This is a genomic window from Streptomyces sp. NPDC031445, assembly GCF_055581365.1.
Window position 1 is genome coordinate 258,571 of the sequence record NZ_JBVIJO010000002.1, and the last position, 23,387, is coordinate 281,957.

Annotated in this window: 17 protein-coding genes and 1 pseudogene; 12 read left to right on the forward strand and 6 right to left on the reverse strand. The window is 75.0% G+C overall.

Annotation, left to right across the window (positions count from 1 at the left end):
• Positions 1–6 precede the first annotated feature (6 nt).
• The gene (locus ACZ5DC_RS07505; protein ID WP_468650367.1) at positions 7–1,155 is read left to right on the forward strand and encodes an aldose epimerase family protein; all 1,149 of its coding nucleotides are present in this window, start codon (positions 7–9) and stop codon (positions 1,153–1,155) included.
• Positions 1,156–1,257: 102 nt separating this feature from the next.
• A complete protein-coding gene (locus ACZ5DC_RS07510; RefSeq protein WP_468650369.1) occupies positions 1,258–2,874 on the forward strand; it encodes a pyridoxal phosphate-dependent aminotransferase in 1,617 nt (538 codons plus the stop codon).
• A 102-nt stretch (positions 2,875–2,976) separates the two neighbouring features.
• On the opposite strand, the gene ACZ5DC_RS07515 is transcribed toward ACZ5DC_RS07510, so the two are convergent.
• Together ACZ5DC_RS07515 and ACZ5DC_RS07520 are read right to left on the reverse strand one after the other, a co-directional pair.
• Positions 2,977–3,180 carry a hypothetical protein gene (locus ACZ5DC_RS07515; RefSeq protein WP_468650371.1) on the reverse strand — a complete coding sequence of 68 codons (204 nt, stop codon included), beginning with the start codon at positions 3,178–3,180 and terminating at the stop codon, positions 2,977–2,979.
• Between the two features lie 79 nt (positions 3,181–3,259).
• Positions 3,260–3,391: pseudogene (locus ACZ5DC_RS07520) on the reverse strand (transcriptional regulator); the annotation flags it as partial.
• Positions 3,392–3,468: 77 nt separating this feature from the next.
• On the opposite strand from ACZ5DC_RS07520, the gene ACZ5DC_RS07525 reads away from it, so the two are divergent.
• From ACZ5DC_RS07525 to ACZ5DC_RS07540, 4 genes are all read left to right on the forward strand, one after another.
• Positions 3,469–6,423: a beta-galactosidase gene (locus ACZ5DC_RS07525; RefSeq protein WP_468650373.1), complete on the forward strand. Its 2,955-nt coding sequence runs from the start codon at positions 3,469–3,471 to the stop codon at positions 6,421–6,423.
• 138 nt (positions 6,424–6,561) lie between these two features.
• Positions 6,562–7,194 (forward strand): toxin-antitoxin system, toxin component family protein, encoded by a 633-nt coding sequence (locus ACZ5DC_RS07530; protein WP_468650375.1) that lies wholly within the window; start codon positions 6,562–6,564, stop codon positions 7,192–7,194.
• Positions 7,191–8,420, forward strand: coding sequence for an MAB_1171c family putative transporter (locus tag ACZ5DC_RS07535; protein WP_468650377.1), 1,230 nt, complete (start codon positions 7,191–7,193; stop codon positions 8,418–8,420). Before ACZ5DC_RS07530 ends, ACZ5DC_RS07535 begins: the two co-directional genes overlap by 4 nt.
• Entirely contained in the window at positions 8,413–9,807 is a 1,395-nt protein-coding gene (locus ACZ5DC_RS07540) for an NAD(P)/FAD-dependent oxidoreductase (RefSeq protein ID WP_468650380.1), read from the forward strand. Before ACZ5DC_RS07535 ends, ACZ5DC_RS07540 begins: the two co-directional genes overlap by 8 nt.
• 36 nt (positions 9,808–9,843) lie before the next feature.
• On the opposite strand, the gene ACZ5DC_RS07545 is transcribed toward ACZ5DC_RS07540, so the two are convergent.
• Together ACZ5DC_RS07545 and ACZ5DC_RS07550 are read right to left on the reverse strand one after the other, a co-directional pair.
• Entirely contained in the window at positions 9,844–10,689 is an 846-nt protein-coding gene (locus ACZ5DC_RS07545; protein WP_468650382.1) for an SMP-30/gluconolactonase/LRE family protein, read from the reverse strand.
• The gene (locus ACZ5DC_RS07550) at positions 10,686–11,459 is read right to left on the reverse strand and encodes an IclR family transcriptional regulator (protein WP_468650384.1); all 774 of its coding nucleotides are present in this window, start codon (positions 11,457–11,459) and stop codon (positions 10,686–10,688) included. The genes ACZ5DC_RS07545 and ACZ5DC_RS07550 overlap by 4 nt, the downstream gene beginning before the upstream one ends.
• 140 nt (positions 11,460–11,599) lie before the next feature.
• Here ACZ5DC_RS07550 and ACZ5DC_RS07555 point away from each other — a divergent pair, with 140 nt between their 5' ends.
• Positions 11,600–12,157, forward strand: coding sequence for a hypothetical protein (locus ACZ5DC_RS07555; protein ID WP_468650385.1), 558 nt, complete (start codon positions 11,600–11,602; stop codon positions 12,155–12,157).
• A gap of 17 nt (positions 12,158–12,174) precedes the next feature.
• Here ACZ5DC_RS07555 and ACZ5DC_RS07560 read toward each other — a convergent pair whose 3' ends face one another.
• A complete protein-coding gene (locus tag ACZ5DC_RS07560) occupies positions 12,175–13,074 on the reverse strand; it encodes an ATP-grasp domain-containing protein (protein ID WP_468650387.1) in 900 nt (299 codons plus the stop codon).
• Positions 13,075–13,219: 145 nt separating this feature from the next.
• Here ACZ5DC_RS07560 and ACZ5DC_RS07565 point away from each other — a divergent pair, with 145 nt between their 5' ends.
• The 3 genes from ACZ5DC_RS07565 (at position 13,220) to ACZ5DC_RS07575 (ending at position 17,289) form a co-directional block, all read left to right on the forward strand.
• A complete protein-coding gene (locus tag ACZ5DC_RS07565) occupies positions 13,220–14,317 on the forward strand; it encodes a MerR family transcriptional regulator (protein WP_468651264.1) in 1,098 nt (365 codons plus the stop codon).
• Between the two features lie 103 nt (positions 14,318–14,420).
• Positions 14,421–15,905 (forward strand): acyl-CoA synthetase, encoded by a 1,485-nt coding sequence (locus tag ACZ5DC_RS07570; protein WP_468650389.1) that lies wholly within the window; start codon positions 14,421–14,423, stop codon positions 15,903–15,905.
• A complete protein-coding gene (locus ACZ5DC_RS07575) occupies positions 15,898–17,289 on the forward strand; it encodes a carboxyl transferase domain-containing protein (RefSeq protein ID WP_468650391.1) in 1,392 nt (463 codons plus the stop codon). The genes ACZ5DC_RS07570 and ACZ5DC_RS07575 overlap by 8 nt, the downstream gene beginning before the upstream one ends.
• On the opposite strand, the gene ACZ5DC_RS07580 is transcribed toward ACZ5DC_RS07575, so the two are convergent.
• Positions 17,264–20,875: a S8 family serine peptidase gene (locus tag ACZ5DC_RS07580; RefSeq protein WP_468650393.1), complete on the reverse strand. Its 3,612-nt coding sequence runs from the start codon at positions 20,873–20,875 to the stop codon at positions 17,264–17,266. The two genes, ACZ5DC_RS07575 and ACZ5DC_RS07580, sit on opposite strands and share 26 nt — an antisense overlap.
• Before the next feature lie 179 nt (positions 20,876–21,054).
• Between ACZ5DC_RS07580 and ACZ5DC_RS07585 the strand changes: the two genes are divergently transcribed.
• On the forward strand, positions 21,055–21,552 hold the full coding sequence (locus ACZ5DC_RS07585; RefSeq protein ID WP_468650395.1) for a CU044_2847 family protein: 498 nt from the start codon (positions 21,055–21,057) through the stop codon (positions 21,550–21,552).
• The gene (locus tag ACZ5DC_RS07590; protein ID WP_468650397.1) at positions 21,552–23,360 is read left to right on the forward strand and encodes a VMAP-C domain-containing protein; all 1,809 of its coding nucleotides are present in this window, start codon (positions 21,552–21,554) and stop codon (positions 23,358–23,360) included. The genes ACZ5DC_RS07585 and ACZ5DC_RS07590 overlap by 1 nt, the downstream gene beginning before the upstream one ends.
• Positions 23,361–23,387: the final 27 nt, after the last annotated feature.

A 23,387-nucleotide genomic window follows, 5' to 3' on the forward strand; every position in this document is an offset into this window, starting at 1 on the left:
GCACCCATGGAACTGAACAGACGCACGGTCATCGCGGGAGCAGCCGCGGCGGGCATCGCCGCCACCACCCTCGGCGGCACCGCCGAGGCCGCCTCGGGAAGGAAGCCGGTGAAGGAGCTCTTCGGCACCCTCGCCGACGGCACGAAGGTGTACCGCTGGTCGCTGGAGAACGGCGGCACCCGGCTGAGGGTGCTGTCCTACGGCGGCATCGTCCAGAGCCTGGAACTGCCCGACCGGCACGGCCGGTACGCCAACGTCGTGGCCGGCTTCGACGACATCGCCGACTACGCGGCCAAGAGCCCGTACTTCGGCGCGCTGATCGGCCGGTACGGCAACCGCATCGGCAAGGGCCAGTTCACGCTGGACGGCACGGCGTACCAGCTCTCCGTGAACGACGGCGCCAACCACCTGCACGGCGGCGCCCAGGGCTTCGACAAGCACGTGTGGGACGTCGAGCCGTTCGCCAAGGGCTCCGACGTCGGACTGCGCCTGCACTACACCAGCGTCGACGGCGAGATGGGCTACCCGGGCACGCTGCGGGCGACGGTCACGTACACCCTCACCCGGCACGGCGACTGGCGCATCGACTACGCGGCCACCACCGACAAGGCCACCGTCGTCAACCTCACCAGCCACGTCTACTGGAACCTGGCCGGCGAGGGCAGCGGCACGATCGAGGACCACGAACTCACGATCGCCGCCTCCCGCTACACCCCGACCGACTCCGGCCTGATCCCCACCGGCGAGCTGGCCGGGGTCGCGGGCACCCCGTTCGACTTCCGGCGCGCCAAGCCCGTCGGCCGGGGCATCCGGGCGGGTCACGAGCAGCAGGTGCTGGCCAAGGGGTACGACCACAACTGGGTGCTGGACAAGGGGATCACCGCGAGGCCGGAGCACGTCGCCACCCTGCGCGACCCGCGCTCCGGGCGCACCCTGAAGATCGCCACCGACCAGCCGGGCCTGCAGTTCTACTCCGGCAACTTCCTCGACGGGACGCTCACCGGCACCGGCGGCCGCACCTACCGGCAGGGCGACGCCCTGTGCCTGGAGACGCAGCACTTCCCGGACTCGCCGAACCACGCGGACTTCCCGTCGACGGTGCTGCGGCCGGGGCAGACGTACCGGACGTCGACCCTGCACACCTTCGGGGCGTGAACCGGCTCACACCGGCGGTGAGTTGAACGCCACTGCCGTCCCCTCCGTATCGAAGGGCGGCCCGTGCTCCCCCGCACGGGCCGCCCTTCGACGGAGGTTCCCTTGGCCGGCAACGTCACCTCGTTGTTCCGCGGCACCGCCGCGCACAGCCCCTCCATGGCGGCGCTGACGCGGGAGAGCGGCGACGGGACCGGCCCGGTGGACTTCTGCATTCCGTGCAATCCGTACTTCCCGACGCCCGCCATGTTCGAGGAGCTGGCGGGCCGGCTGCGCGAGATCGTCACGTACTACCCGAGCAGCGCCGACACCGTCACCGCGGAGCTGTGCGACCTGCTCCGGCTCCCGCCGCAGTGCGTGGCGATGGGCAACGGCTCCACGGAGCTGATCACCTGGATCGACCACCTGCTGGTCCGCGAGTCCCTGGCCGTCCCCGTGCCCGCCTTCGGCCGCTGGACCGACCAGCCGATGGAGACTGGCAAGCGGGTCGACATGTTCCCCCTCCAGGAGGCGAACGACTTCGCCCTGGACCTCGGCCGGTACGCCGAGTTCATCCGCGCCCGCGGCACCCGGGTGGCCGTGGTCTGCAACCCCAACAACCCCGACGGCGGCTTTCTGCGCCGGCAGCAGATCGTGCAGTTCATGGACGCCATGGCGGACCTCGACCTGGTGATCGTGGACGAGTCCTTCCTGGAGTTCGCCGACGCGGAGGCCGAGCCGAGCGTCGTCCAGGAGGCCATGCTCCGCCCCAACGTGATCGTCCTGCGCAGCCTCGGCAAGAACTTCGGCCTGCACGGCATCCGCTTCGGCTACCTCGTCGCGAACCCGGCGCTCGCGGGCAAGGTCCGCTCCATGCTGCCGAAGTGGAACCTCAACTCCTTCGCCGAGCACGTGGTGTTCATGCTGAAGGAGCACGGCGCCGAGTACGCGCGGAGCCTGACGCAGGTCCGCCGCGACCGCCTGGAGATGGCCAGCCGCCTCTCCGCGCTCCCCGGCCTCACCGTCTACCCCTCCCAGGGCAACTTCCTCTTCGTGCGCCTGCCCCTCGGCGCCGAGGGCACGGTGGTGCGGGACCGGATGCTCACCGAGCACCGGATCCTGGTCCGCGAGTGCGGCAACAAGATCGGATCCTCCAGCCGCTTCCTGCGGCTCGTGGTGCGCCCCCAGGTCGACGTGCGTCGCCTGGTGTCCGGCCTGGAACAGGTGCTCTACGGGTCCAGGAGGGGAGCCGCCGTACCCGAGCCGGGCACCGGGACCGGCTACAGCTCGGGTACGGCGGCGGTCGACCGGCTGGTCAGCGAGACCAACGGGGCCGGGATGCGGCTGACCGCGTCCGGCCCCGCACCGGCCGCCGGCACCGGCATGCCGCTCCCCGCCGCCGTGGCCCCGCCCGGCGGCGGGATGCCGATGCCGGCGGCAGCCCCGCCACCGGCCCCGGCCGCTCCGGCGGCGGCCGTGCTGCCCGCACCGGCTGCCGTACCGCCGGTCCCCACCCCGCTACCGGCTCCCGTGCCGGCACCGATGGTCCCCGCGCCCGCGCCGCTCGCGCCCGCCGCGCCCACCCCGCCCGGGGTCCCGGCCCGGGGCGGGCTCACCGCCGCCCAGGTCCGCGGGATGACGGCTCCGGCCCCGGCGGCCGGCCTGACCCCTGCCCCCGCGACGGGCTGGCCCAACGCGCAGAGCTGGCCGAACGCGGCGGGGGCGGGCCAGGCGGCCGTCTGACACACAGGGAGCCCCGTCCGGCCGGGAGAGTGGACTCCGGCCGTTCACCTCGGGGTTCTCACGTCCTCCCGCCGTGCGCGCGGCGCGCGGTGGCCGTGTCGTTCACTCGCCCCGGACACCCGTGGGGAGGACCGTCTTGAGGGACGTGACCGGGTGGCCGATCTCCAGGGAGCCGAGGATGCCATTGAGGAGGGAGGCGCCGGGGACAGCGGCGGGCGGCGCGGGACGCGTGCCGGCCTCGGCGGTGGCAGCGGAGGCCAGCAGGGCGGCCGTCAGGGCGGTGACACAGGCGAGTTTCTTGATCATGCCCGCCCTAACGACGGAAGCGGGCGGGGGAAACCCGCCGGTGCGCCGGCCGGGGGACCGGCGTTCCGCCTAACGGGTTCCCATGCGGGAACGTGTGCGGGAGCTCTGGCACGGTGGCGATTTCTCCAGCCTTCACGGGGCCGTTACCCTGCCGTACGGCCAGCTCCCGCACCGCCCGTACCGCGTAGTCCGCCCGCGCCGCGATCCTCATGGGTCCGTCGCGGGGGTGGGTCCGTGGGGAGAATGGCCGGACCGCGCCCCCGTAAGTACCGCCCGGGAGGACCCACCTTGGCGCTCAGCAGACGTACCTTCAGTGCCCTGGCCGGCTCCGCCGCGCTCGGTCTCGCCCTGGGCGGCAGCGGCGGCCCCGGGGCGCCGTCCGCGTACGCGGGCAGCAGCGCGCCGACCGGTCCGGCGCCGCTGCCGCCGAGCGTTGACGGCGAGCGGCACACCATCGGGTACGACCGGTACTCGCTGCTCGTGGACGGGCGGCGGCTGGCGGTGTGGTCCGGCGAGATGCATCCGTTCCGGCTGCCGAGCCCGTCCCTGTGGCGGGACGTGCTGCAGAAGATGCGGGCGCACGGCTACAACGCCGTGAGCGTCTACGTGGCCTGGAACTACCACTCCCCCGCGCCCGGCGTGTACGACTTCAGCGGCGTCCGGGACCTGGACCTGTTCCTGCGCACGGCCGCCGAGACCGGGCTGTACGTCATCCTGCGCCCCGGCCCTTACATCAACGCCGAGGTCGACGGCGGGGGCTTCCCCGGCTGGCTGACGGCGACGAAGGGCACGGCACGGACCGACGACCCGGACTACCTGGCGCACGTGGACGAGTGGCTGACCCGGGTGAACCGGATCGCCCGCCGGCACCTGTTCACACAGGGCAACGGAACGGTCCTGCTGTACCAGATCGAGAACGAGTACGACGCCCATGTGGACGAGGCCACCGGGCGGAACTACATGTCCCACCTGTACCGGAAGGTGCGCGGCGACGGGATCGACGTCCCGTTGTTCCACAACGACAAGGGGCGCAACGGGTACTGGGCGCCGGGGTCGTTCGACACCGGCGGGGAGAGGGGCGGCTGGCTGTACGGGTTCGACGGGTATCCGTCGCCGAAGCAGACCCCGCCGGACTGGGGGCACTACGGTCCCGGCGGGGCAAAGGGCGGGGCCACCGCCTCCCCCGACACGCCCGGCTTCGTGCCCGAGTTCGGGGGCGGCTGGTTCGATCCGTGGGGCGGGGCGTGGTTCGACGGCAAGGGGTACGCCGAGTCGCGGCGCACCCGGGACGCCGCGTACGAGCGGCGCTTCTACCTGACCAACCTCGCCAACGGGCTCACCCTGCACAACGTGTACATGACGTTCGGGGGGACGTCATGGGGCTGGCTGCCCGCTCCGGTCGTCTACACGTCGTACGACTACGGCGCCGCCATCGACGAGGGCCGGAACGTCACGGACAAGATCGCGCCGATGCACCAGCTCGGCCATCTGCTCCAGCGCGTGCCCGACTTCGCGAAGCTGGACCGCGCTGCGGACGTGCGGGCCGACGGGCTGAAGGTCTACCACCTGACCAACCCGGACACCGGCGCCCACGTGTACGTCGCCCGCAACGACGGCGCAGACCCGGTCACCACCGAACTGCCCACCGACGCCGGCACGCTGCGGATCACCGTGCCCGGCAAGGACGCCAAGCTGCTCACCACCGGGCTGCCACTGGGCAGGCGGACCCTGAAGTACGCCACCGTCGCGCCCATGACGGTCCTGACGGCGGGCCGGCAGGACATCGCCGTGTTCGCCGGGCGGCGCGAGGAGATGGCCGAGCTGGTGCTGAAGTGCCCGGAAGAGCCCTCCGTGCAGCGGCTGGACCCGGAGGCAGGCTGGGCCTACGACCGGAACGAACTGCATGTGAACGCCCCCCTCGGCCAGGACGGGCTGACCCGGGTGCTGGTGCGCAAGGGCGAGACGGACACCCCGCTGCTGCTGCTCTTCGCCGACGACGCCACCGCCGTACGCCTCTTCCCCTACGACACCCCGTCCGGGACCCTCCTCGTCTACGGCCCGGCGCTGCTGCGGCACGCGGAGCTGCGCGGCTCCGAGGTCCACCTGACCGGTGACGTCGTCGAGCGGACCGGCATGGAGGTGTGGGGCCCGCGCGGGATCGACACCCTGGTCTGGAACGGGCGGAAGCTGCCCACCCGGGCCACGCTCTCCGGCAGCCTGCTGACCACCGGGATGCTGCCGGACGTGCCCGAGGTGCGGCTGCCGGAGCTGGGCGGCTGGCGGATGCGCAGGGAGAACCCGGAAGCGGGCCCGAACTTCGACGACTCGTCGTGGAAGGCGGCGGACAGGACGTCGTCGTACAGCACCACGGCGGTCCCAGACGGACAGCCGGTCCTCTTCGCGGACGACTACGGCTTCCACTACGGGGACGTCTGGTACCGGGGCGAACTGACCGGCACCACCGGTGTCGAGGAGGTCTCGCTCGCCTACAGCACCGGCACGCAGGGCCTGCTGATGGCCTGGCTGGACGGCGAGCCGCTGGGCACGCACCGGATGCCGGTACCGGACAAGGACGTGACCATCCGCAAGGGCAGCTGGGCGCAGACGGCGGTCTTCCCGGTGCGGGAGCGGCTGCGCTCCCCCGGCCGGCACGTCCTGTCGGTCCTCGTCCGGCGGATGGCGCACGACCAGGACGGCAAGGCGCTCGACACCCACAAGGCGGCGCGGGGCCTGACGGCGGTCACCTTCAAGGGGGCCTCGCCGAAGGTGCGGTGGCGCATCCAGGGCGCCGGCCCCGCCGACCCCGTGCGCGGGCCGATGAACAACGGCGGCCTGTACGGCGAGCGGGAGGGCTGGCACCTGCCCGGCTTCCGGGACCGGGACTGGGAGCGGGTGACCTTGCCGCGCGCGGCGCGGTACCAGGGCGTGACCTGGTATCGGACGACGTTCCGGCTGTCGGTGCCGGCCGGCGTCGACGCGTCGGTCGGCCTGACCCTGGACGACGACCCGTACCGCGCCTACCGCGCGCAGATCTTCCTCAACGGCTGGAACCTGGGCCAGTACATCAACAACGTCGGCCCGCAGCACACCTTCGTCCTGCCGAACGGCATCCTGCGCACCCGGGGCGCCAACACCCTGGCGCTGGCGGTCCTTACGGAGTTCACCACGCTGTCGGGCCCCGGATCGGTGCGGCTGACCCTGCTCGGCAGGGCGTCGGGCGGTGTGCCGGTCACGCCGGTGTGACCACGTTCCAGGACGGCGGTTCCCGTACGGCGATCGAGGTGGTTCCTTGTTGAACGACGGCCGCCGGATCGCATGACGCGGACACATCCAGGCGCGTACGCTCGGACCAGCCGTAATCGGCGGTGGGAAGGGAGACAGATGAGTTTCGGGGGCGCGCGGGAGCGGGCGGCACGCCTGGCCTCACGACTGCGCCGCCGGCGCTCCGGCCCGGCCCGCACACGGCTCCCCGGCTCCGGCGCGGCGATGCGCGCCCTGGCCGGCGACCTCGCCGCCGCCGTCCGCGCCCGGCCCGAAGCACCCGCCGGGACACGGGCGTTGTGCCGGGCGCTGTGCGAGGAGATGAGCGCGCTGCGGGGCGGCCGTCCGGTGGAGCTGCGCTTCGAACGCTTCCCGGACGAGATCGAAGTCACCGGTCTGTGGGTCGAGTTCGCCGACTTCGACCTGGTCATCGTGGAGGAGCGGGCCGAGGCCGTGCAGCAACTGGTCATCCTCGGGCACGAGCTGTGGCACCTGCACGCCGGGCACCGGCACCACCACCCGGCCGGGGCCGCCGCCGCCCGGGCCCTCACCGACACGCCCGGCTGGCGGGAGGCGGCCCTGACCGTGGCCGCCCGCGACGGCTCCCGGGAGACCGACGAGGCCGAGGCCGACGACTTCGGGCACCGCCTGGCCACCCTGTTCCGGGGCCACCTCGAAGGGACCCGCACCGGCCCGCCGGACCCGGTGCAGCGGTCCCTCGGATACCGAGGACGCGGAGGCACGGCACGGTGACCCGGCTGGCGCTGAACCCCTCGGGATTCCTCGGCGAGTTCTACATCTCCTTCTGGATCCCCACCGCCGTGCTCACCGCCGCCCTGGTGATCAAGCTGCCCAGCATCATCCGGCTGTGGCGGGACCCGCTGCTGCGCGCGGTCGGCGGACTGCTGCTGCTGGCCTGCGCGGTGTTCGTGTTCTGCACGCCGTCCACCATCGCCTGGGTCAACCGGCTGACCGGCGTGCCCAACATCTCGGCGCCCTGGTGCTACTCGCTGATCACCGCGTTCTGCGGCTCCTGCCTGCTGCTCATCATCACCTGGCGCAACGGCCTGTCCGACCGCTCGGCCGCCACCCGCCGCGCCATGCGCTGGGTGATCTCGGTGTACTCGGGGGTGATCGTCGCCCTGTGGGTGCTGTTCCTGCTCGCCGACGCCCCCGAGGAGCGGCTGCGGGACCTGGACACCCACTACGCCACCACCCCGTTCATGCGCGAGGAGATCCTGCTCTACCTCGTCGCGCACGCCGTGGCCTGCCTGATCACCTCCCGGCTCATCTGGAACTGGGTGCGCACCGAGGGCCTGGACGCCTGGCTGCGCTGGGGCCTGAAGCTGCTGGGCGCCGGCTACGTGCTGAACCTGATCTTCGACGCGGTGAAGCTGATCGCCGTCGTCGCCCGCTGGTTCGGCCGGGACCTGGACTGGCTGAGCACCAATCTGGCCCCGCCCGTGGCCGCGCTCTCCGCCATCCTCATCGCCGTCGGCTTCATCCTGCCGCACGCCGGCCAGTACCTGCACGACCGCTGGCGCCTCCGGCTCGCCCACCGCGAACTGCGGCCCCTGTACCAGCTGATGCGCGCCGCGAACGGCGAAGGGGTGCCGTTCGTGCTGCGCGCCACGCCCGAACTGCGGCTCACCCGGCGCGAGACGTTCATCCGGGACGTGCTGCTGCCGCTGGCCCGGCACATCGACACCGGGCTCGGCCGGCGCGCCCACGACGCCGCGCTGGGCCTCGGCCACCCGCCGCAGCGGGCCCGCGCGCTGGCGGCCGCGGTGTGCATCCTCGACGCCGTCGAGACCAGGGCCCGTACGCCGGAGCCGCCCGAGCCGGCCGCCGGGCCGGACACCACGAACCTGCTCCAGGAGATCGGGGCCGTCTCCCGGGCCCTCCGCCGTCCCGACGACATCGCGGCGGTGCGTGCGCGTGCGGCCGTCCCAGCGGAGAGCGTCGCCGTTCATGAATGAGGACAGAGCCACCGCCGTCGTCCTCGGCGGCTCCCTCGCCGGCCTGCTCACGGCCCGCGCCCTGGCGGCCGTCGGCGCCCGGGTGACGGTGGTCGAGCGGGACGCGCTGCCCGACGGGCCCGCGCCCCGCAAGGGGCTGCCGCAGGCCCGGCATGTGCACCAGCTGTGGTCGGGCGGGGCGCGGGCGCTGGAGGAACTGCTGCCCGGGGCGATCGGGCGATTGGGCGCGGCCGGGGTGAGCCGGGCGCCGATGACCACGGACATGGTGGCGCTGTCCCCGTACGGCTGGTACCGGCGCTGGGCCGAGTCCGCGTTCATGCTGCCGGCGAGCCGGGACCTGCTGGACTGGGTGGTACGGGAGCTGGTGCTGGCCGACGGGCGGATCTCGCTGGTGGAGCGGGCCGAGGCGGTGGGGCTCACCGGTACGGGCGGCGCGGTGACGGGGGTGCGCATCCGCGCCCACGACAGCGCGGAGCGGACGCTGACGGCCGGCCTGGTCGTGGACGCGACCGGGCGCGGCTCGCGGGCGGCGCGGTGGCTGACCGGGCTGGGGCTGCCCGCGGCCGAGCGGCGGGAGGTCGACTCCGGGCTGGTGTACGCCAGCCGGCTGTACCGGGCGCCGGCGGCGGCGCGGTCCGGCTTCCCGGTGGTCAACATCGAGCCCGATCCGCGGGGTTCCGGGACCGGGCGCGGGGGCGTGCTGATGCCGGTGGAGGACGGCAAGTGGATCGTCACGCTGTTCGGGGGCCGCGGTGACGAACCGCCCTCGTGCGCCGCGGACTTCGAGCGCTACGCCCGTGACGGGCTGCGGCATCCGCTGATCGGGGAGCTGCTGGGCGGGGGCGCGGAGCCGCTCGGCGGGGTCGCGGTCACGCGGACCACGGCGAACCGGCGCCACTTCTTCGAGCGGATGCCGGTGTGGCCGGAGAACTTCGTGGTCGTCGGCGACGCGGTGTGCGCGCTGAACCCGGTGTACGGGCACGGCATGGCGGTGGCCGCCCGCTCGGCGCTGGCCGTGCGGGACGTGGTAGGGCGTCGGGGGCTGGGGAGCGCGGGACTGGCCCGGCAGGCGCAGCGGGCGGTCGGGCGGACCGTCCGGGCGGCATGGGATCTCGCCGTCGGCGCGGACGTGTTCTATCCCGGCGCGACCGAGGAGGGGCCGACGCTGCGGGACCGGGTGCTGGCCGCGTACGTCGGCCGTCTGCTGCGGACCGCCACGGGGAACGGGCGCGTGGCCCGGCGGGTGACGGACGTGACGGCGCTGGAGCGCGGGGCGGAGGTGCTGCTGGCGCCGAGTGTGGTGCTGGCGGCGGTGGCGGGGCCCCTGAGACCGGCGCTCGCCGCTCCGCCGTTGACTGCGGAGGAGCGCCGGTCCGCGGGGTTGTAGGGCGCGGTGGGGGATGCGGTCAGCCGCGCGTGGGGCTCAGCCCTCGAACGCCGGTTGGGGCAGGCCCTTTCCGGCGTCGGGCACCACGAGCAGGGAGCCCGACAGGGGGTCCGAGGACGGCAGGCCCGTGCGGGCCGTGGTGATGTAGAGGTCGGTCAGGGCGGTGCCGCCGAACGCGCAGGCCGTGGTGCGGGGGGCCGGCAAGGTGATCACCCGGTCCAGCTCGCCGGCGGGCGTGTAGCGGCGGACCGCTCCCCCGTCCCACAGCGCCACCCACACGCAGCCCTCCGCGTCGACGGTCAGCCCGTCCGGGAAGCCCGCGCCCTCCTCGATCTCCACCAGCGTGCGGCGCTCATGGATGCCGTCCGCGTCGTGGTCGAAGACGTCGACGCGCCGGGTGGGGGTGTCGACGTAGTACATCAGGCGGCCGTCGGGGCTCCAGCCGGTGCCGTTGCTGACCGTGACGTCCGGCAGCACCGTGCGCACGGCGCCGTCCCCCGTCAGCCGGGACAGCGTGCCCCCGCCGGGCGCCTCGTCGTACCGCATCGTGCCCGCCCACAGCGACCCGTCGGGCGCCACCGCCGCGTCGTTCGCGCGGCGCCCGGCGACCGGCTCGTGGTGCAGCCAGCGGAACGTGTCGTCGGGGTCCAGCAGGCCCACGCCGTCCCGCAGGTTGAGCACCAGGCCGCCGCCCGCCCGGGGCTTGGCCGCGCCGATGTGCTGCGGTGCCGTACGGATCGTGCGCCGGCCGGAGGAGGGGTCGTAGGTGTGCAGGCGCGCGCCCAGGATGTCCAGCCAGAGCAGCCGGCCCGTCGCCGGGTCCCAGGTGGGTCCCTCGCCGAGTGCGGCCTCCGCCCGCACCGCGACCTCGTACGCCGTCATGCCGCGCTCCGGTGGCCCAGCCGCTCCGACAGTTCCGCCGCGCCCTTCGCGGCCAGTTGCTCCAGCTCGGCCCGGCGCTCGTCGCTCCAGCGGATCATCGGCACGGAGATGGACAGCGCGGCCACGACCTGTCCGGTGCGGTCGCGGACCGGCGCGGCCACGCAGGAGACGTCCGGGTTGGACTCGCGGTTCTCCACGGCGATCCCGCGCTGCCGGATGTCCGCGAGGACCTCGCGCAGGACGGCCGGGTCGGTGATGCTGTTCGGGGTCATCCCGGCCAGTTCGGTGCCGTCGGGGATCCGCGCGGTCAGCTCCGGCTCGGGCAGCGAGGCCAGCAGCATCTTGCCGACGGAGGTGCAGTGGGCGGGCAGCCGGCGGCCGGCGGCGGAGACCATGCGGACCGCGTGCGTGGAGTCGACCTTGGCGATGTAGATGACGTCGGTGCCCTCCAGGATGGCGACGTGCACCGTCTCGTCGCAGGTCTCGGCGACGGAGCGGGCCACCTGCTGGCCCTCGGCGGCGAGGTCGAGCTGCTCGGCGTAGCGGCTGCCGAGCTGGTACGGGCGTACGCCGAGCCGGTACCGTCCGGGCTGTCCGGGCACCTGCACGATGTACGACCGGGCGGCGAGCGTGGTGACCAGCTCGTGCACGGTGGTGCGGGGCAACTGGAGCCTGCGCACGATGTCGGGGGCGGAGAGCGTCCCGTCCCCGTCGAGGAACAGCTCAAGAATGTCGAGAGCCCGGGTCACGGCAGGCACGAGGCGTCCCACGTCCGGCCCCCTCCCTTGGTGTGGCGTCTGCGTTCGAGATTTCAACAGACGATCGGCATGACGAACACAGGCTAGTCATGGTGGGGGGCGCGGGCAATGGGTCGGGAACGACCCCTGTGATCACGGGCACCATGGACACCATGGATCTCGACTTCCAGCTGGTCCTGCTGCGCCGCATGGCCGACCACAACCCGGACCTCGTGGAGGACGCCCGGCGCCGGCTGGGCGCCTCGATCGCGGACATGCGGGAGGCCAACAAGCGGTGGCAGGCCATGGTCCGCTCACCGCGGTCCCGGGGCGCGGCCGCCCGTTACCGCTCCGTCCTCGGCGCACCGGAGTCCGTGGTGCCCCGCCGGCTGGGCGACGCCGACTGCGAGGCCCGGCGGTGGGCCCTGCCGCTCTGGCCCGCCCTGCGCTTCGAGGTGCTCGTCGGGCCGGACGGCGGGGTCTGGAACGAGTGGCTGGTGCGGGCGCCGGGCGCGCCGTCACCGCAGCTGCGCACGCTGGAGGACCTGGCCCCCTGGTCCTGCACGGTGGACGAGGCCGCCCGTGCCTTCGCCCCCGCCCGTCCGCTGGAGGGCACCGCCCCCACCCGGTGGGGGCTGGCCCTCACCGCCCCCGACCGCGACGGCGTACGGCGGCAGGTGGTCGCCGAGTTCACCTGGGGGCTGCTCCAGCGGACGGCCGTCCTTCCGTGAGCGCCGAGCGTGCGGGGTCAGGCGATCGCCGGGGCGGCCGGGGCCGCACCCCCGGCCGCCGCGAGGACCGCCCGCGCCACGCGCGGCAGCGAGTCCGGGTGCAGCCACAGGAACAAGTTCGGCTCCACCAGCTCCAGTTCCATCAGACGGGGCTCGCCGTCCTCGCCGTCCACCAGGTCCACGCGCGCGTACAGCAGCCCGTGCGCACCGGGCACGGCCGCCAACGCCTTGCCGGCGACGTCGAGTTCGGCCTCCGTGGACTGCCAGCGCTCCAGGTCGGGGTGGGCCACCTTGTCGGCGTCGTACGGGGTGCCGGGTGAGAGCACGGCTCCCTTGCGGCTGGCGTGCAGCAGCCGCCCGCCGAAGAACTGCAGCGCCCGCTCACCGCGCACGTCGATGCCCGGCATGTACGGCTGCACCATCGCGGTGAAGCCCTCCGCGTGCATCCGCGCCAGGTGCCGTACCGCCGTGTCGTGCTCGGCGGGCGTGTAGCGGGCCGCGAACCGGGCGCCCGCGCCCGAGGTCGGCTTGATCACGAACTCGTGCCCGGCCGGCAGGTCGGCCGGCTCGCCGGGGGCCAGGTAGCGGGTGGGGACGGTGGGCACGCCGGCCGCCGCCAGCTCCCCGAGGTACCGCTTGTCGGCGTTCCAGCGCACCACCGGGGCCGGGTTGGCCAGCCGGGTCAGCGCGCCGACCCGCTCCGCCCAGGCGGCGAACTCGGTGGCCCGCCAGCTGTAGTCCCAGGTGGAGCGGATGACGACCAGGTCGTACCGGCCCCAGTCCACCGCCGGGTCGTCCCAGTGCCGGGCCTCCGCCTCGGCACCGGCGTCCGCGAGCGCCCGCACCAGCGCCGGCAGGTCGGTGTCCTTGCTCGGCCCGGCTCCCGGGTCGTAGGTGGCGAGGGCTATGCGGGGCACGGCGGACTCCCTGTCGTACGCGGGTTCGACGGTCGGTGCGGCTGTGAGGCTAACAAGCGCCGCGGGAACCGGGACACCCCTGTTGACCTTCCCCTTCGGTCAGGCCCCAGCATCGGTGCCGGACGACGAGACGCGCGAGGTGCGCATGGAACTGCTGACCATCGGGGCGTTCGCGAAGGCGAGCCGGCTGTCACCGAAGGCCCTGCGCCTGTACGACGAACTGGACCTGCTGCCGCCCGCCCGGGTCGACCCGGACACCGGCTACCGCTACTACGCCCTCGCCCAGCTGGAACGGGCCCGGCTCGTGGCCTGGCTGCGCCGCCTGGGCATGCCCCTGACGCAGATACGGGCGGTGTGCGCGCTGGACGCGGCGGACGCGGCCCGGGAGATCCGGGCGTACTGGGCGCGGGTGGAAGCGGAGACGGCCGTGCGCCGGGACCTCGCCGCGTTCCTCGTCGAGGAGTTGACCGGCGAGTCGAGAGGGAGACACACCATGCTGGAACTGCGTTACGCGGCCCGTTCGGACCGCGGGCACGTCCGCCCGGCCAACCAGGACACCGTGTACGCCGGCCGCAGGCTGCTGGCCGTCGCCGACGGCTGCGGCCCGGCGGGGGCGCCCGCGAGCCATGCCGCCGTGGCGGCCCTGAGGTTCCTGGACGAGGCGGAGGAACCGGCCGCCGGCAGTGTGCTGAACCTGCTGGAGGAGGCGGTGCGCGGGGCGGACGAGGCCGTGAAGGCCCTCGCACGGGCCGGGGACGGGGACGGCGGGGAGAGCGGGACCACGCTGACCGCGCTGCTGTGGACGGGCTCGAAGCTGGCCCTCGTGCACATCGGGGACTCGCGGGCGTATCTGCTGCGGGACGGCGGGCTGTTCCGCATCACCCACGACCACAGCGTGGTCCAGTCGCTGATCGACGAGGGACGGCTGACGGAGGAGGAGGCCGAGAGCCATCCGCAGCGGGCCCTGCTGCTGAAGGCGCTGGGCGCCCCCGGTGCGCCTGCGGTGCCGGACCTGCGGGTGCGGGAGGCCCGGGACGGTGACCGGTACCTGGTGTGCTCGGACGGGCTGACCCGGGTCGTCCCCGACGCGCTGATCAAGGAGCTGCTGGCCGCCGGGTCCGGCCCGGAGGCCGTCGTACGTACCCTGGTCGACGCGGCCAACGCGGCGGGCGGCCCCGACAACGTCAGCTGTGTCGTGGCCGATGTGGTGGTGGCCGCCCGCCCGTCCGCCCCCGTCGGCTAGCACGGGCCGTACGGCACGGCACGGTACGGACACGGGTCCTGGTGTAGGAAGGGTGCTGTCGTCCCCGGCAGTCGGCACCGCCCGACAGTAAGGAGTGCGCCGCGTGTCCTCCCTCTTCCCCGCCCTGACGGACGGTCCAGGCGAGCGCAGCGAGAGGGGGGTCCCCCCGGACGACGTCCGGGGGAGGGTCGCCCTGCGGTTCGGGCCACGGACCCTGACGTACGGCGGGCTGGCGGGCGCCGCGGGTGCCCTCGCCGCGCGGATCGAGGGCTCCGGCCGGGTCGCCGTGTGGGCCACCGCGGAGCTGGAGACCGCCGTCGCGGTGACCGGCGCGCTGCTCGCCGGGGTGGCCGCCGTGCCGCTCAACCCCAAGTCGGGCGAGAAGGAGCTGGCGCACATCCTCTCCGACAGCGCGCCGTCGCTCGTGCTCGCCGCGCCCGGCACGCACCTGCCGTCCGTGTTCGGCGACGTGCCGCGGATCGACGTCGACGCGTCCGCCACCGGTGCCGTCCCCAAGGAGCGCGCCGAGGACGGCGACCCGGCGCTGGTCGTCTACACCTCCGGCACCACCGGCCCGCCCAAGGGCGCGGTCCTCCCCCGCCGGGCCCTCGCCGCCACCCTGGACGCGCTCGCCGACGCCTGGCGGTGGACCGGCGACGACGTGCTGGTGCACGGGCTGCCGCTGTTCCATGTGCACGGGCTGGTGCTGGGCGTCCTGGGCCCGCTGCGGCGCGGCGGCTCCGTGCGGCACCTGGGGCGGTTCTCCCCCGAGGGCGTGGCCCGGGAGCTGACCGCGGGCGCGACCATGGTGTTCGGGGTGCCGACGATGTACCACCGGATCGCGGAGGCGCTGCCCGGCGACCCGGAGCTGGCCGGGGCGCTCGCCGGGGCCCGGCTGCTGGTCTCGGGCTCGGCCGCGCTGCCGGTCCACGACCACGAGCGGATCGCGGCGGCGACCGGACGCCGGGTGATCGAGCGGTACGGCATGACGGAGACGCTCATGAACACCGCCGTGCGGGCCGACGGGGAGGCCCGGCCCGGGACGGTCGGGGTGCCGCTGCCGGGCGTGGAGCTGCGGCTGGTGGAGGAGGACGGTACGGAGATCACCGCGTACGACGGGGAGAGCGTCGGGGAGATCCAGGTGCGCGGCCCGAACCTGTTCACCGAGTACCTGAACCGGCCCGACGCCACCGCCGCCGCGTTCACCGCCGACGGCTGGTTCCGCACCGGGGACATGGCCGTGCGCGAGGGCGACGGCTACGTCCGCATCGTCGGCCGCAAGGCCACCGACCTGATCAAGAGCGGCGGGTACAAGATCGGGGCCGGTGAGATCGAGAACGCGTTGCTGGAGCACCCGGGGGTGCGGGAGGCGGCGGTCACCGGGGAGCCGGACGCCGACCTGGGCGAGCGGATCGTGGCCTGGATCGTCCCGGCGGACGCGGCGAGTCCGCCGGGAGCCGAGGAACTGGCGGACCACGTGGCCCGGCGGCTGGCCCCGCACAAGCGCCCCCGGGTCGTCCGCTACCTCCGGGCGCTGCCCCGCAACGACATGGGGAAGATCATGAAGCGGGCCCTGGCCGATGCCTGAGCGGCTCACGGCACGGGACACGGTGGCGCTGACGGCGGACCCGGACAGTTTCCGCGAACTCGCCGCGCCGCCCCGTCAGTCACCGCAGGACGGCCCCCTCGGCTGGGAGGGCTACGACGCCTCCCGCGCCCGTGCCGCCGCCCGCACCGGCGAGCGGGAGTCGGTGGTCTGCGGCACCGCGCGCGTCGCGGGCACCCGGGCCGTCCTGATCGCCTTCGAGTTCGGCTTCCTGGGCGGCTCGCTGGGCGAGCGCACCGGGGACCTGCTGGAGGCGGCGTACACCCATGCCCGCGCGCACCGGCTGCCCGTCGTGCCGTTGATCGCGACCGGGGGCAGCCGGATGCAGGAGGGCATGGTCGCGCTCACCCAGCTCCAGCGGGTGGCCCGGCAGTCCGCGCTCACCCGTGCGGCCGGCCTGCCGCAGATCGCGGTCCTGCGGGACCCGACGACCGGCGGCGGCTGGGCCACCCTCGGCGCGGGCGCGGACGTCGTCCTCGCCCTCCCCGGCGCCCAGGTCGGCTTCGCCGGCTCCCGGGTCCGCCCGCCGGACGCCGACCCGTCCGCGTACACGGCGGAGTCCCAGCTGGCGGCGGGCTCGGCGGACGCGATCGTCGCACCGGCCGAGCTGAAGGGGGTGCTGGGGAGGTGGCTGCGGCTGCTGGCCGGCCGCGGGGCGGGGGCCACGCCGCCGGAGCCCGCCCCCGTGCCGGACGCGCTCGGACCGGGTGGGCCGGCCGCGACCGGGTGGGAGGCCGTCGAGCGGGCCCGGGCCGTCGGACGGCCGCGGGCGCGGGCCTATCTGGACGCCTACTTCGACGACCGGCTGCCGATCAGCGGTGACCGGTGCGGGGGCACCGACCCCGGCGGGATGCTGTGCGGGTTCGGTGAGCGGGACGGCCGTACCGTGGCGTACGCGGCGCAGACCGGCACGGCGACCCGCCCGGCCGGGTACCGCACCGCCGCCCGGCTGATCCGGCTGGCGGACCGGCTCGGCGTCCCCGTGCTGACGCTGGTGGACACCCCGGGTGCCGCGAACGACGCGGAGGCCGAGCGGCAGGGCGTCGGCGCGGCCGTCGCCGAGGTGTTCGGCGCGGTGGCCGCCGCCCTGGTGCCGATCACCACCCTCGTCATCGGCGAGGGCGGCTCCGGCGGCGCCCTCGCACTGGCCGCGCCCGGCAACACCTGGGCGACGCCGGACAGTTACTTCTCGGTGATCGCGCCGGAACTGGCGGCCGCCATCCTGAAGCGCCCGCCGGAGCGGGTCCGCTCGACCGCGGACCAACTCCGCGTGCGTCCCCGGGACCTGGTGGAGCTGGGCGTGGTCCGGGGCGTCGTCGGCACGTCCGCGCCCGGGAGCGTCACCGGACCGCCACCGCCCGAATGATCTCCTGCGTCACCGCCGACCCCTTGTCGTCCCGGGCCGAGGCCCGCAGCGAGACGGAGGACGCGCCGCGCGGCACGGTGAGCGTGCCGCGCCAGGAGGTGTCCCGGCCGGTGCTCAGGGGGACCGTCCGCCAGGTCGTGCCGTCGTCGTACGACACCTCGAGCCGGCCGCCGCCGAGCCTGCCGGTGCCCGAGGCGTGCGCCACGTACGCGGCGCCGATCCCGACCGGTACCCGCCGCCCGCCGCGCACGGCACCGGCGAGGTCGGTGTCGAGGTCGTAGGCGAGGTTGATCAGCGGCAGGTACGTCCAGTGGTCCTCCGGGGTGGCCGCCGAGCGGAAGGTCCACTCGGTGCGGCCCCGGGTGGCGAGCGGCCACCGGCCGGCGTCGAGGGCGGTGTCGGTGACGACCTGGTACGTGTGCTCGTCGGCGGGCGCGTCCCAGACGTAGGCGGCGGAGCCGGTGTTCTCGTCGACCGGGCGGCCGTCGAGCCGGACGGAGGTGGTCTGGCGCATGCCGCTGTCCTCGCTCCACGCGTCGCCGAAGCCGGTGTGGTCGGGCCCGGAGTCGCCCCAGCCGGGCACGTTCACCTGGATCCGGTTCCCGGCGCGCTGCTGTCCCCAGCCGAGTCCGGTGCCCAGCCAGGGGTGCCATACCGGGCGGAACCAGTGCAGCTCCGGCCGGGTCCCGCCGTCGTAGCGGACGAGCCCGCCGCGCTCCTCCAGGGCGCCGCCGCCGGCGGTGACGGACTCGTGCCACAGCTGGCCGGGGCCGGTGGAGACGTAGTCGGTGCGCTCGGCGGGCAGGGCGACGCGCTCCGGGAAGCCGAGGCCGACCGGGAAGGCGCCGGTGATCGAGTACCGGAACTCGTCGCCGTCCTGCGGCCCCGGGGCGTGGAACGTGACGTGCACGGCGGCCAGTCGCCGGGCGCCGGGCGCGTACGTGAGGTCCCGGTCGGGGATGGCTCCGCGGTGGCCCTCGGAGAGGTCGTACACGTACGGCGAGTCGGTGGTGCCGGTCATGTCCGCCCGGCCCGCCGCCCTGAGGCGCGCCGCGTCCGCCTGATCGACGGTGGCGATCAGCAGGGGCCGGTCGGCGTTGTCGTCGGTGCCCCACCAGGCCATCAGCCGGCCGGGCGCGTCGTCCGTGACGAACAGGGCCCGGGCGCCCGCGTCCTGCGCGGCCCGCGCGAGCGCGGCGGGGTCGGCGCCGGGGGCGAGGCGGGCGAGGACGGCCTTGCCGGACACCCCGGTGACGGGCCCGTCGCCGACGTCCACCAGCGGCAGCCGGGTGCGGCCCGCGGTGAGGGTGCCGCCCGGCTGGACGGTGGCCTCGCCGACGCCCTCGACCTCCAGCCGCGGCTTGGCCAGCCGCCACACGGTCCGGTACTCGAAGGTGCCCTGGGTGACCTTCGGGGTGGGCGCGGCGAAGACGCTGTCGTAGGCGAGGGGCACCTGGACCGCGCCGAACAGATCGGCGCCGTTCGCGTTCCGGTCGTACTCCATGACGAGCTGGCGGGTCTCGGTGCGCCGGTCCACGTCCGCGCGGACCTCCCGCAGGGTGCGGCCGTCCAGGGTGACGTCGCGGTCCCGGTCGAGGGTGATCTCGGGGACGGTGAGGAAGCCGAGGCCGAGGGAGTCGGCGCCGTGGCCGCCGGGCACGTCGAGGAAGGTGGCGAGGGAGTAGGTGCCGGGTTCCAGACGCAGCCGGAGCGTGCCCGAGTCGCCGACGCGGGCGGGTTCGGCGTCCGCGCCCTCGGCGAGCCGCTGCACGGTGAGGTCGGCGGCGGCCGGCGCGCCCGACCGGTCCTTGACGTGGACGGTGAGCGTGTACCGCTCCTCCTCCTTGACCAGCCCGAACACGGTGTGCGCGACCGTGGCGCCGGCCGGGTCGGTGGCCACGATCTGCCCGCTGGTGTCGCCGACCGGTGCCGTGGCGGCGTCGCCGGTGACGGTGGTGGAGGCCGTGCCGTGGGCGGGCACGGTGAGACGGTCGTCGGCGAGGCGGGCGACGCCGTCCGGGGCGCCCCGCACCGACAGCCGCAACTCGACGGGCGTGCCGGTGGAGTTGGTGTAGGTGACGGTCCGGGTGACCGGCTGGTCCGTCTCGTACGGCCAGCGGTGGAAGCCGAGGTCGGCGCTGCCGGTGGCGGTCACCGTCGCGCGCACCGCGTCCGGCACGCTCACCCGGCCCGCGCCCAGTGTGTAGGCGGAGACGTCGAGCTGTGCCGAGCTGGACATCAGCGCGTCCTTCAGCCGCGCGCCGGTCCAGTCCGGGTGCCGCTCGGCGAGCAGTGCCGCGACCCCCGCGACCTGCGGGGTGGCCATGGAGGTACCGCTCATGGAGGTGTAGGGGCCGGTGCCGCCGGTGAGCCCGGAACGGGCGGCGAGGATGTCCACGCCGGGAGCGGCGAGATCGGGTTTGAGCGCGTTGTCGCCGTACCGGGGTCCGGCGGAGCTGAACCAGGCGGCCTGGTCGGCGGAGTCGACGGCGCCGACGGTCAGCGCGGCGTCGGCGGCGCCCGGTGAGCCGATGGAGGAGGGGGCGCCGGTGTTGCCGGCGGCGACGACGAACAGCGCGCCGGTCTCCCGGGAGAGGGTGTCCACCGCCTGCGCCATGGGGTCGGTGCCGTCGCTCGCCTCCGTGGTGCCGAGGCTCATGGAGACGATCCGGGCGTGCACGTCCCGTGCCGCCCACTCCATCCCGGCGATGATCTGGGACTCGCTGCCCGAGCCCTGGTCACCGAGCACCTTGCCGACGGCGAGGGCCGCGCCCGGCGCCACCCCCTTCTCCTTGCCGTCGGAGGCGGCGCCGCTGCCGCCGACGGTGGAGGTGACGTGGGTGCCGTGGCCGTTGCGGTCGGCGACGTCCTGGCCGTCGACGAAGCTCTTGGCGGCGCTCACCCGGTCCACGAGGTCGGGGTGGCCGAGGTCGGCGCCGGTGTCCAGGACGGCGACGGTGACGCCCTTGCCGGTCAGCCCCGCGTCCCAGGCCGCCGCCGTGCCGATCTGGGCGTTGCTCTCGGCGAGTTCGGCCTTCACCCGCCCGTCGAGCCACACCTTGTCGATGCCGGGCGTCCGGGTGAACGACCGCCAGAAGGCGCGCCCCCTGCCGGCCTCCACGGCGGCGCCGCGCAGGCTGGGCAGCGCACGGGTCCGCTCGGCGCCGGCCGGGGTCGCGGCCCGCGCGTTCCGGTCGTAGGTGACGATCAGCGGCAGGGCGTCGCTCCCGGCGTCGGTGAGCCCCTGCCGGATCAGCCCGCTGACGTCGAACAGCCGCCGGTCCAGGGTGCCGGCCCGCAGGTACGGCAGCGCCTCGTCCGGTACGACGGTGAGGTGGCCGTCGCCGCGCTGTGTCCGCACGGCGCCGGTGGCGCCCACGGGCCGGCGCACGGTGACGGTCTGTCTGCCGTGCCCGAGACCGGTGACGGTCACCTTGTCGCCGGTGACGAGGGTGACGGTGGTGGCGGCGCTCGCCCCGGGGCCCTGGGGGCGCGGCGCCGCGACCGCCGGGCCGGCCGGGAGCACGGCGCTCACCAGCGCCGCGGCGAGCAGGGCGGCCCCGCGTCTGACTGGTCCTGTCCTCATCCACGCCTCTTCTCGTGTGCGCCGAGTGCGTCGCGTGCTGGGACGAGTGTGATGTGCCGCTTGCCGTAAGGGAGTTGGCCGGTACTGACGGAAAGGCGCCCTGGCGGGTTCTCGCCGGCCCCGGAACACGTCGCGCCCTTCGGCGCCGTGTGTGTGACTCCCGCTGCACCGTCCGTAACATGGGGTGGTCACTGGTCGGGTACGACGGGGGAGCGAGCGTCACCGTGGACGAATTGGTGGAGTTCAGGACCGAGGACGGCGCGCTCGTCGTGGTGGAGGGCGCCGCGGGCACCCGGTCGGGAGCCCGCCTCGTCTCGCGCGGCGACGGACCGGCGCAGGCCGCGCGCACCTTCGAGGGAGCGCTCGACGGCGTACGAGCGGCCGCCGCGTCCGCGCTGCGGGTCTTCCGGGACGGCAGCCTGTGCCCGGACGCGGTGGAGATCGAGTTCGGTGTGCGGCTGTCCGCCGAGGCCGGGGCCGTCATCGCGAAGGGGTCGGCGGAGGGCCACCTCGTCGTCAAGCTCAGCTGGTCCCCCGGGCAGGTGCCGGACCAGGCCGCCGCGGCACAGAACCCGCCCGCGCGGGCCGCGTCCGCGCAGCACGCGGCACCGCCGGCCCTGCCCGGCCAGGCCACACCCGACCGGACCGTGCCCGGCCCGGAGTCCGCCGACCGGTGATGCGCACTGCTGCCTGGCAGGCCCGGATCGCCTGCGGCGACGCGGTCGGGGCGGGCTTCCTGGTCACCGGCCGCCGGCTGCTCACCTGCGCCCACGTCGTCAGGCGCAGCGGGGCGACGGCGGTGACCGTCACCTTCCCGCACGCCAGGGAGCTGGGCGTGCTGTCCGCCTCGGTCGTCGCCCACGGCGGCTGGGCGGGCGGGGTCACCGACCCCGGCGACGTCGCCGTGCTCGAACTGGACCGTGACGTCCCGCTCGCCCCGGCCGGCTTCGCCCCGCCCGACGCCGCGTACACCGAGCCGTACCCGCGGCTGGTCGCGTACGGCTTCCCCGAGGGCTACGACGAGGGCACGCTCGCCGAGTGCCAGGCCGTCTCCGGCCAGTTGATCGCCGGGGAGTGGCTGGAGCTGGTGGCGTGGCAGGGGCACGGGCAGCCGCTCGTGGACGGGTTCAGCGGGGCGGCGGCGACGCTCCCGGACGGCAGGGTGGCGGGGATGGTCACCGCGGCCGTGGGGTCGTCCCCGGACGTGCGCAAGGGCCGGATGCTGCCACCGGACGTGCTGGCCCGGTACTGGCCGGAGCTCGGCGAACTGGTGCCCGCGCCCGGCTCGGACGACGCCCGCCGGCGGCTGTACGCCCTGCTGCGCCGGGCCGTGGCCGCCGCCGGCCGGGTGGGCGACCCGAACCGGCTGTACGTGGACGCGGTGGGCGCCTTCGGGCCGCCGCTGCCCCCGGGCGGCTTCCCCTCGCTGTGGGCCGCCGCCGCCTACGTGCAGTGGGAGGTCCCCGATCCGCGGGCGGTGGGCAGGTTCGCCGACCGGCTGCTCGAACTGCTGGACGCGGAGGCGGCGTTACGGACCCCGGCGGCCCCGGCGGCCCCGGGCCCGGACGCCCCGGCCCCGGCCGGCACGCCGGCGGCTCCCGCCTGGTCCCCGGTCGTCGTGGAGATCGACCACAGCGGCGCCGGTCCCGACCAGGTGACCGTGGAGGTGTCCGCGTACCGCGACGGGCGGCGCCGGCCGGTGGGCGCCCGCAGGCTGCCGCGCACCGGGGTGCGGGCCTACGTCCAGAGCCGCATCGACGAGGCCGTCGCCCACCTAGCCCCCGACGCCGACGAGCTGGTGACGTTCGTCCTGCCGCGCGAGTGGCTCAACGAGGCGGTGGCGCACTGGGAGTGCGGCGCGGACGACAGCACGCCGCTCGGCTGCGCCTACCCCCTCGTGGTGACCGACCGGGCGCGCCACCACAGCGGCCGGCTGCGCCACCAGCTGCGCAAGAAGTGGCAGAAGCTGGACGCCGGCGGCGGGGTCGAGGTGCACCGGGTCGAGTGCGGCACCCGGGAGCGGCCGCCGGGCCTGCGCAAACGGCTCTGGGACGGCGACGCCGGGGTGGCGGGTTACGCGGCCCCGCCCGCGGCGGCACGGCAGCACTTCGAGGTCGGTCTCACCGTGCCCGTCCCGATCCTGCTGTGGCCGCGCACCGGTTCCCCGTGCGCCGCGCACGAGGACGCGCCCTGCTCGCGCGCCGGGTCCGCCGCTCCCCCCGGCCCCGGCGCCGCGGATCCGCCCCGCGCGGACACCGCCCCCGCGGATGCGCCCTGCCCCGGCACCGCCTTCCTCGACCGGCTCGCCGCCTCGGTCGCCGGGGTGCCGCCCGCCGAACTCCCGCGCCACGTGCTGTCGTTGCGGCTGACCGCGGACGCCGCCGACGAGCCGGAGCTGCACTGGGCGAGAGACCTCCAGCTGCTCTGGGACGACCCGCGCTGCTTCCCCGGGACCACCGCGAGCCTGCACTCGCCCGTCGCCTGAGCCACCATCCGACCGGACCGCCCCCCA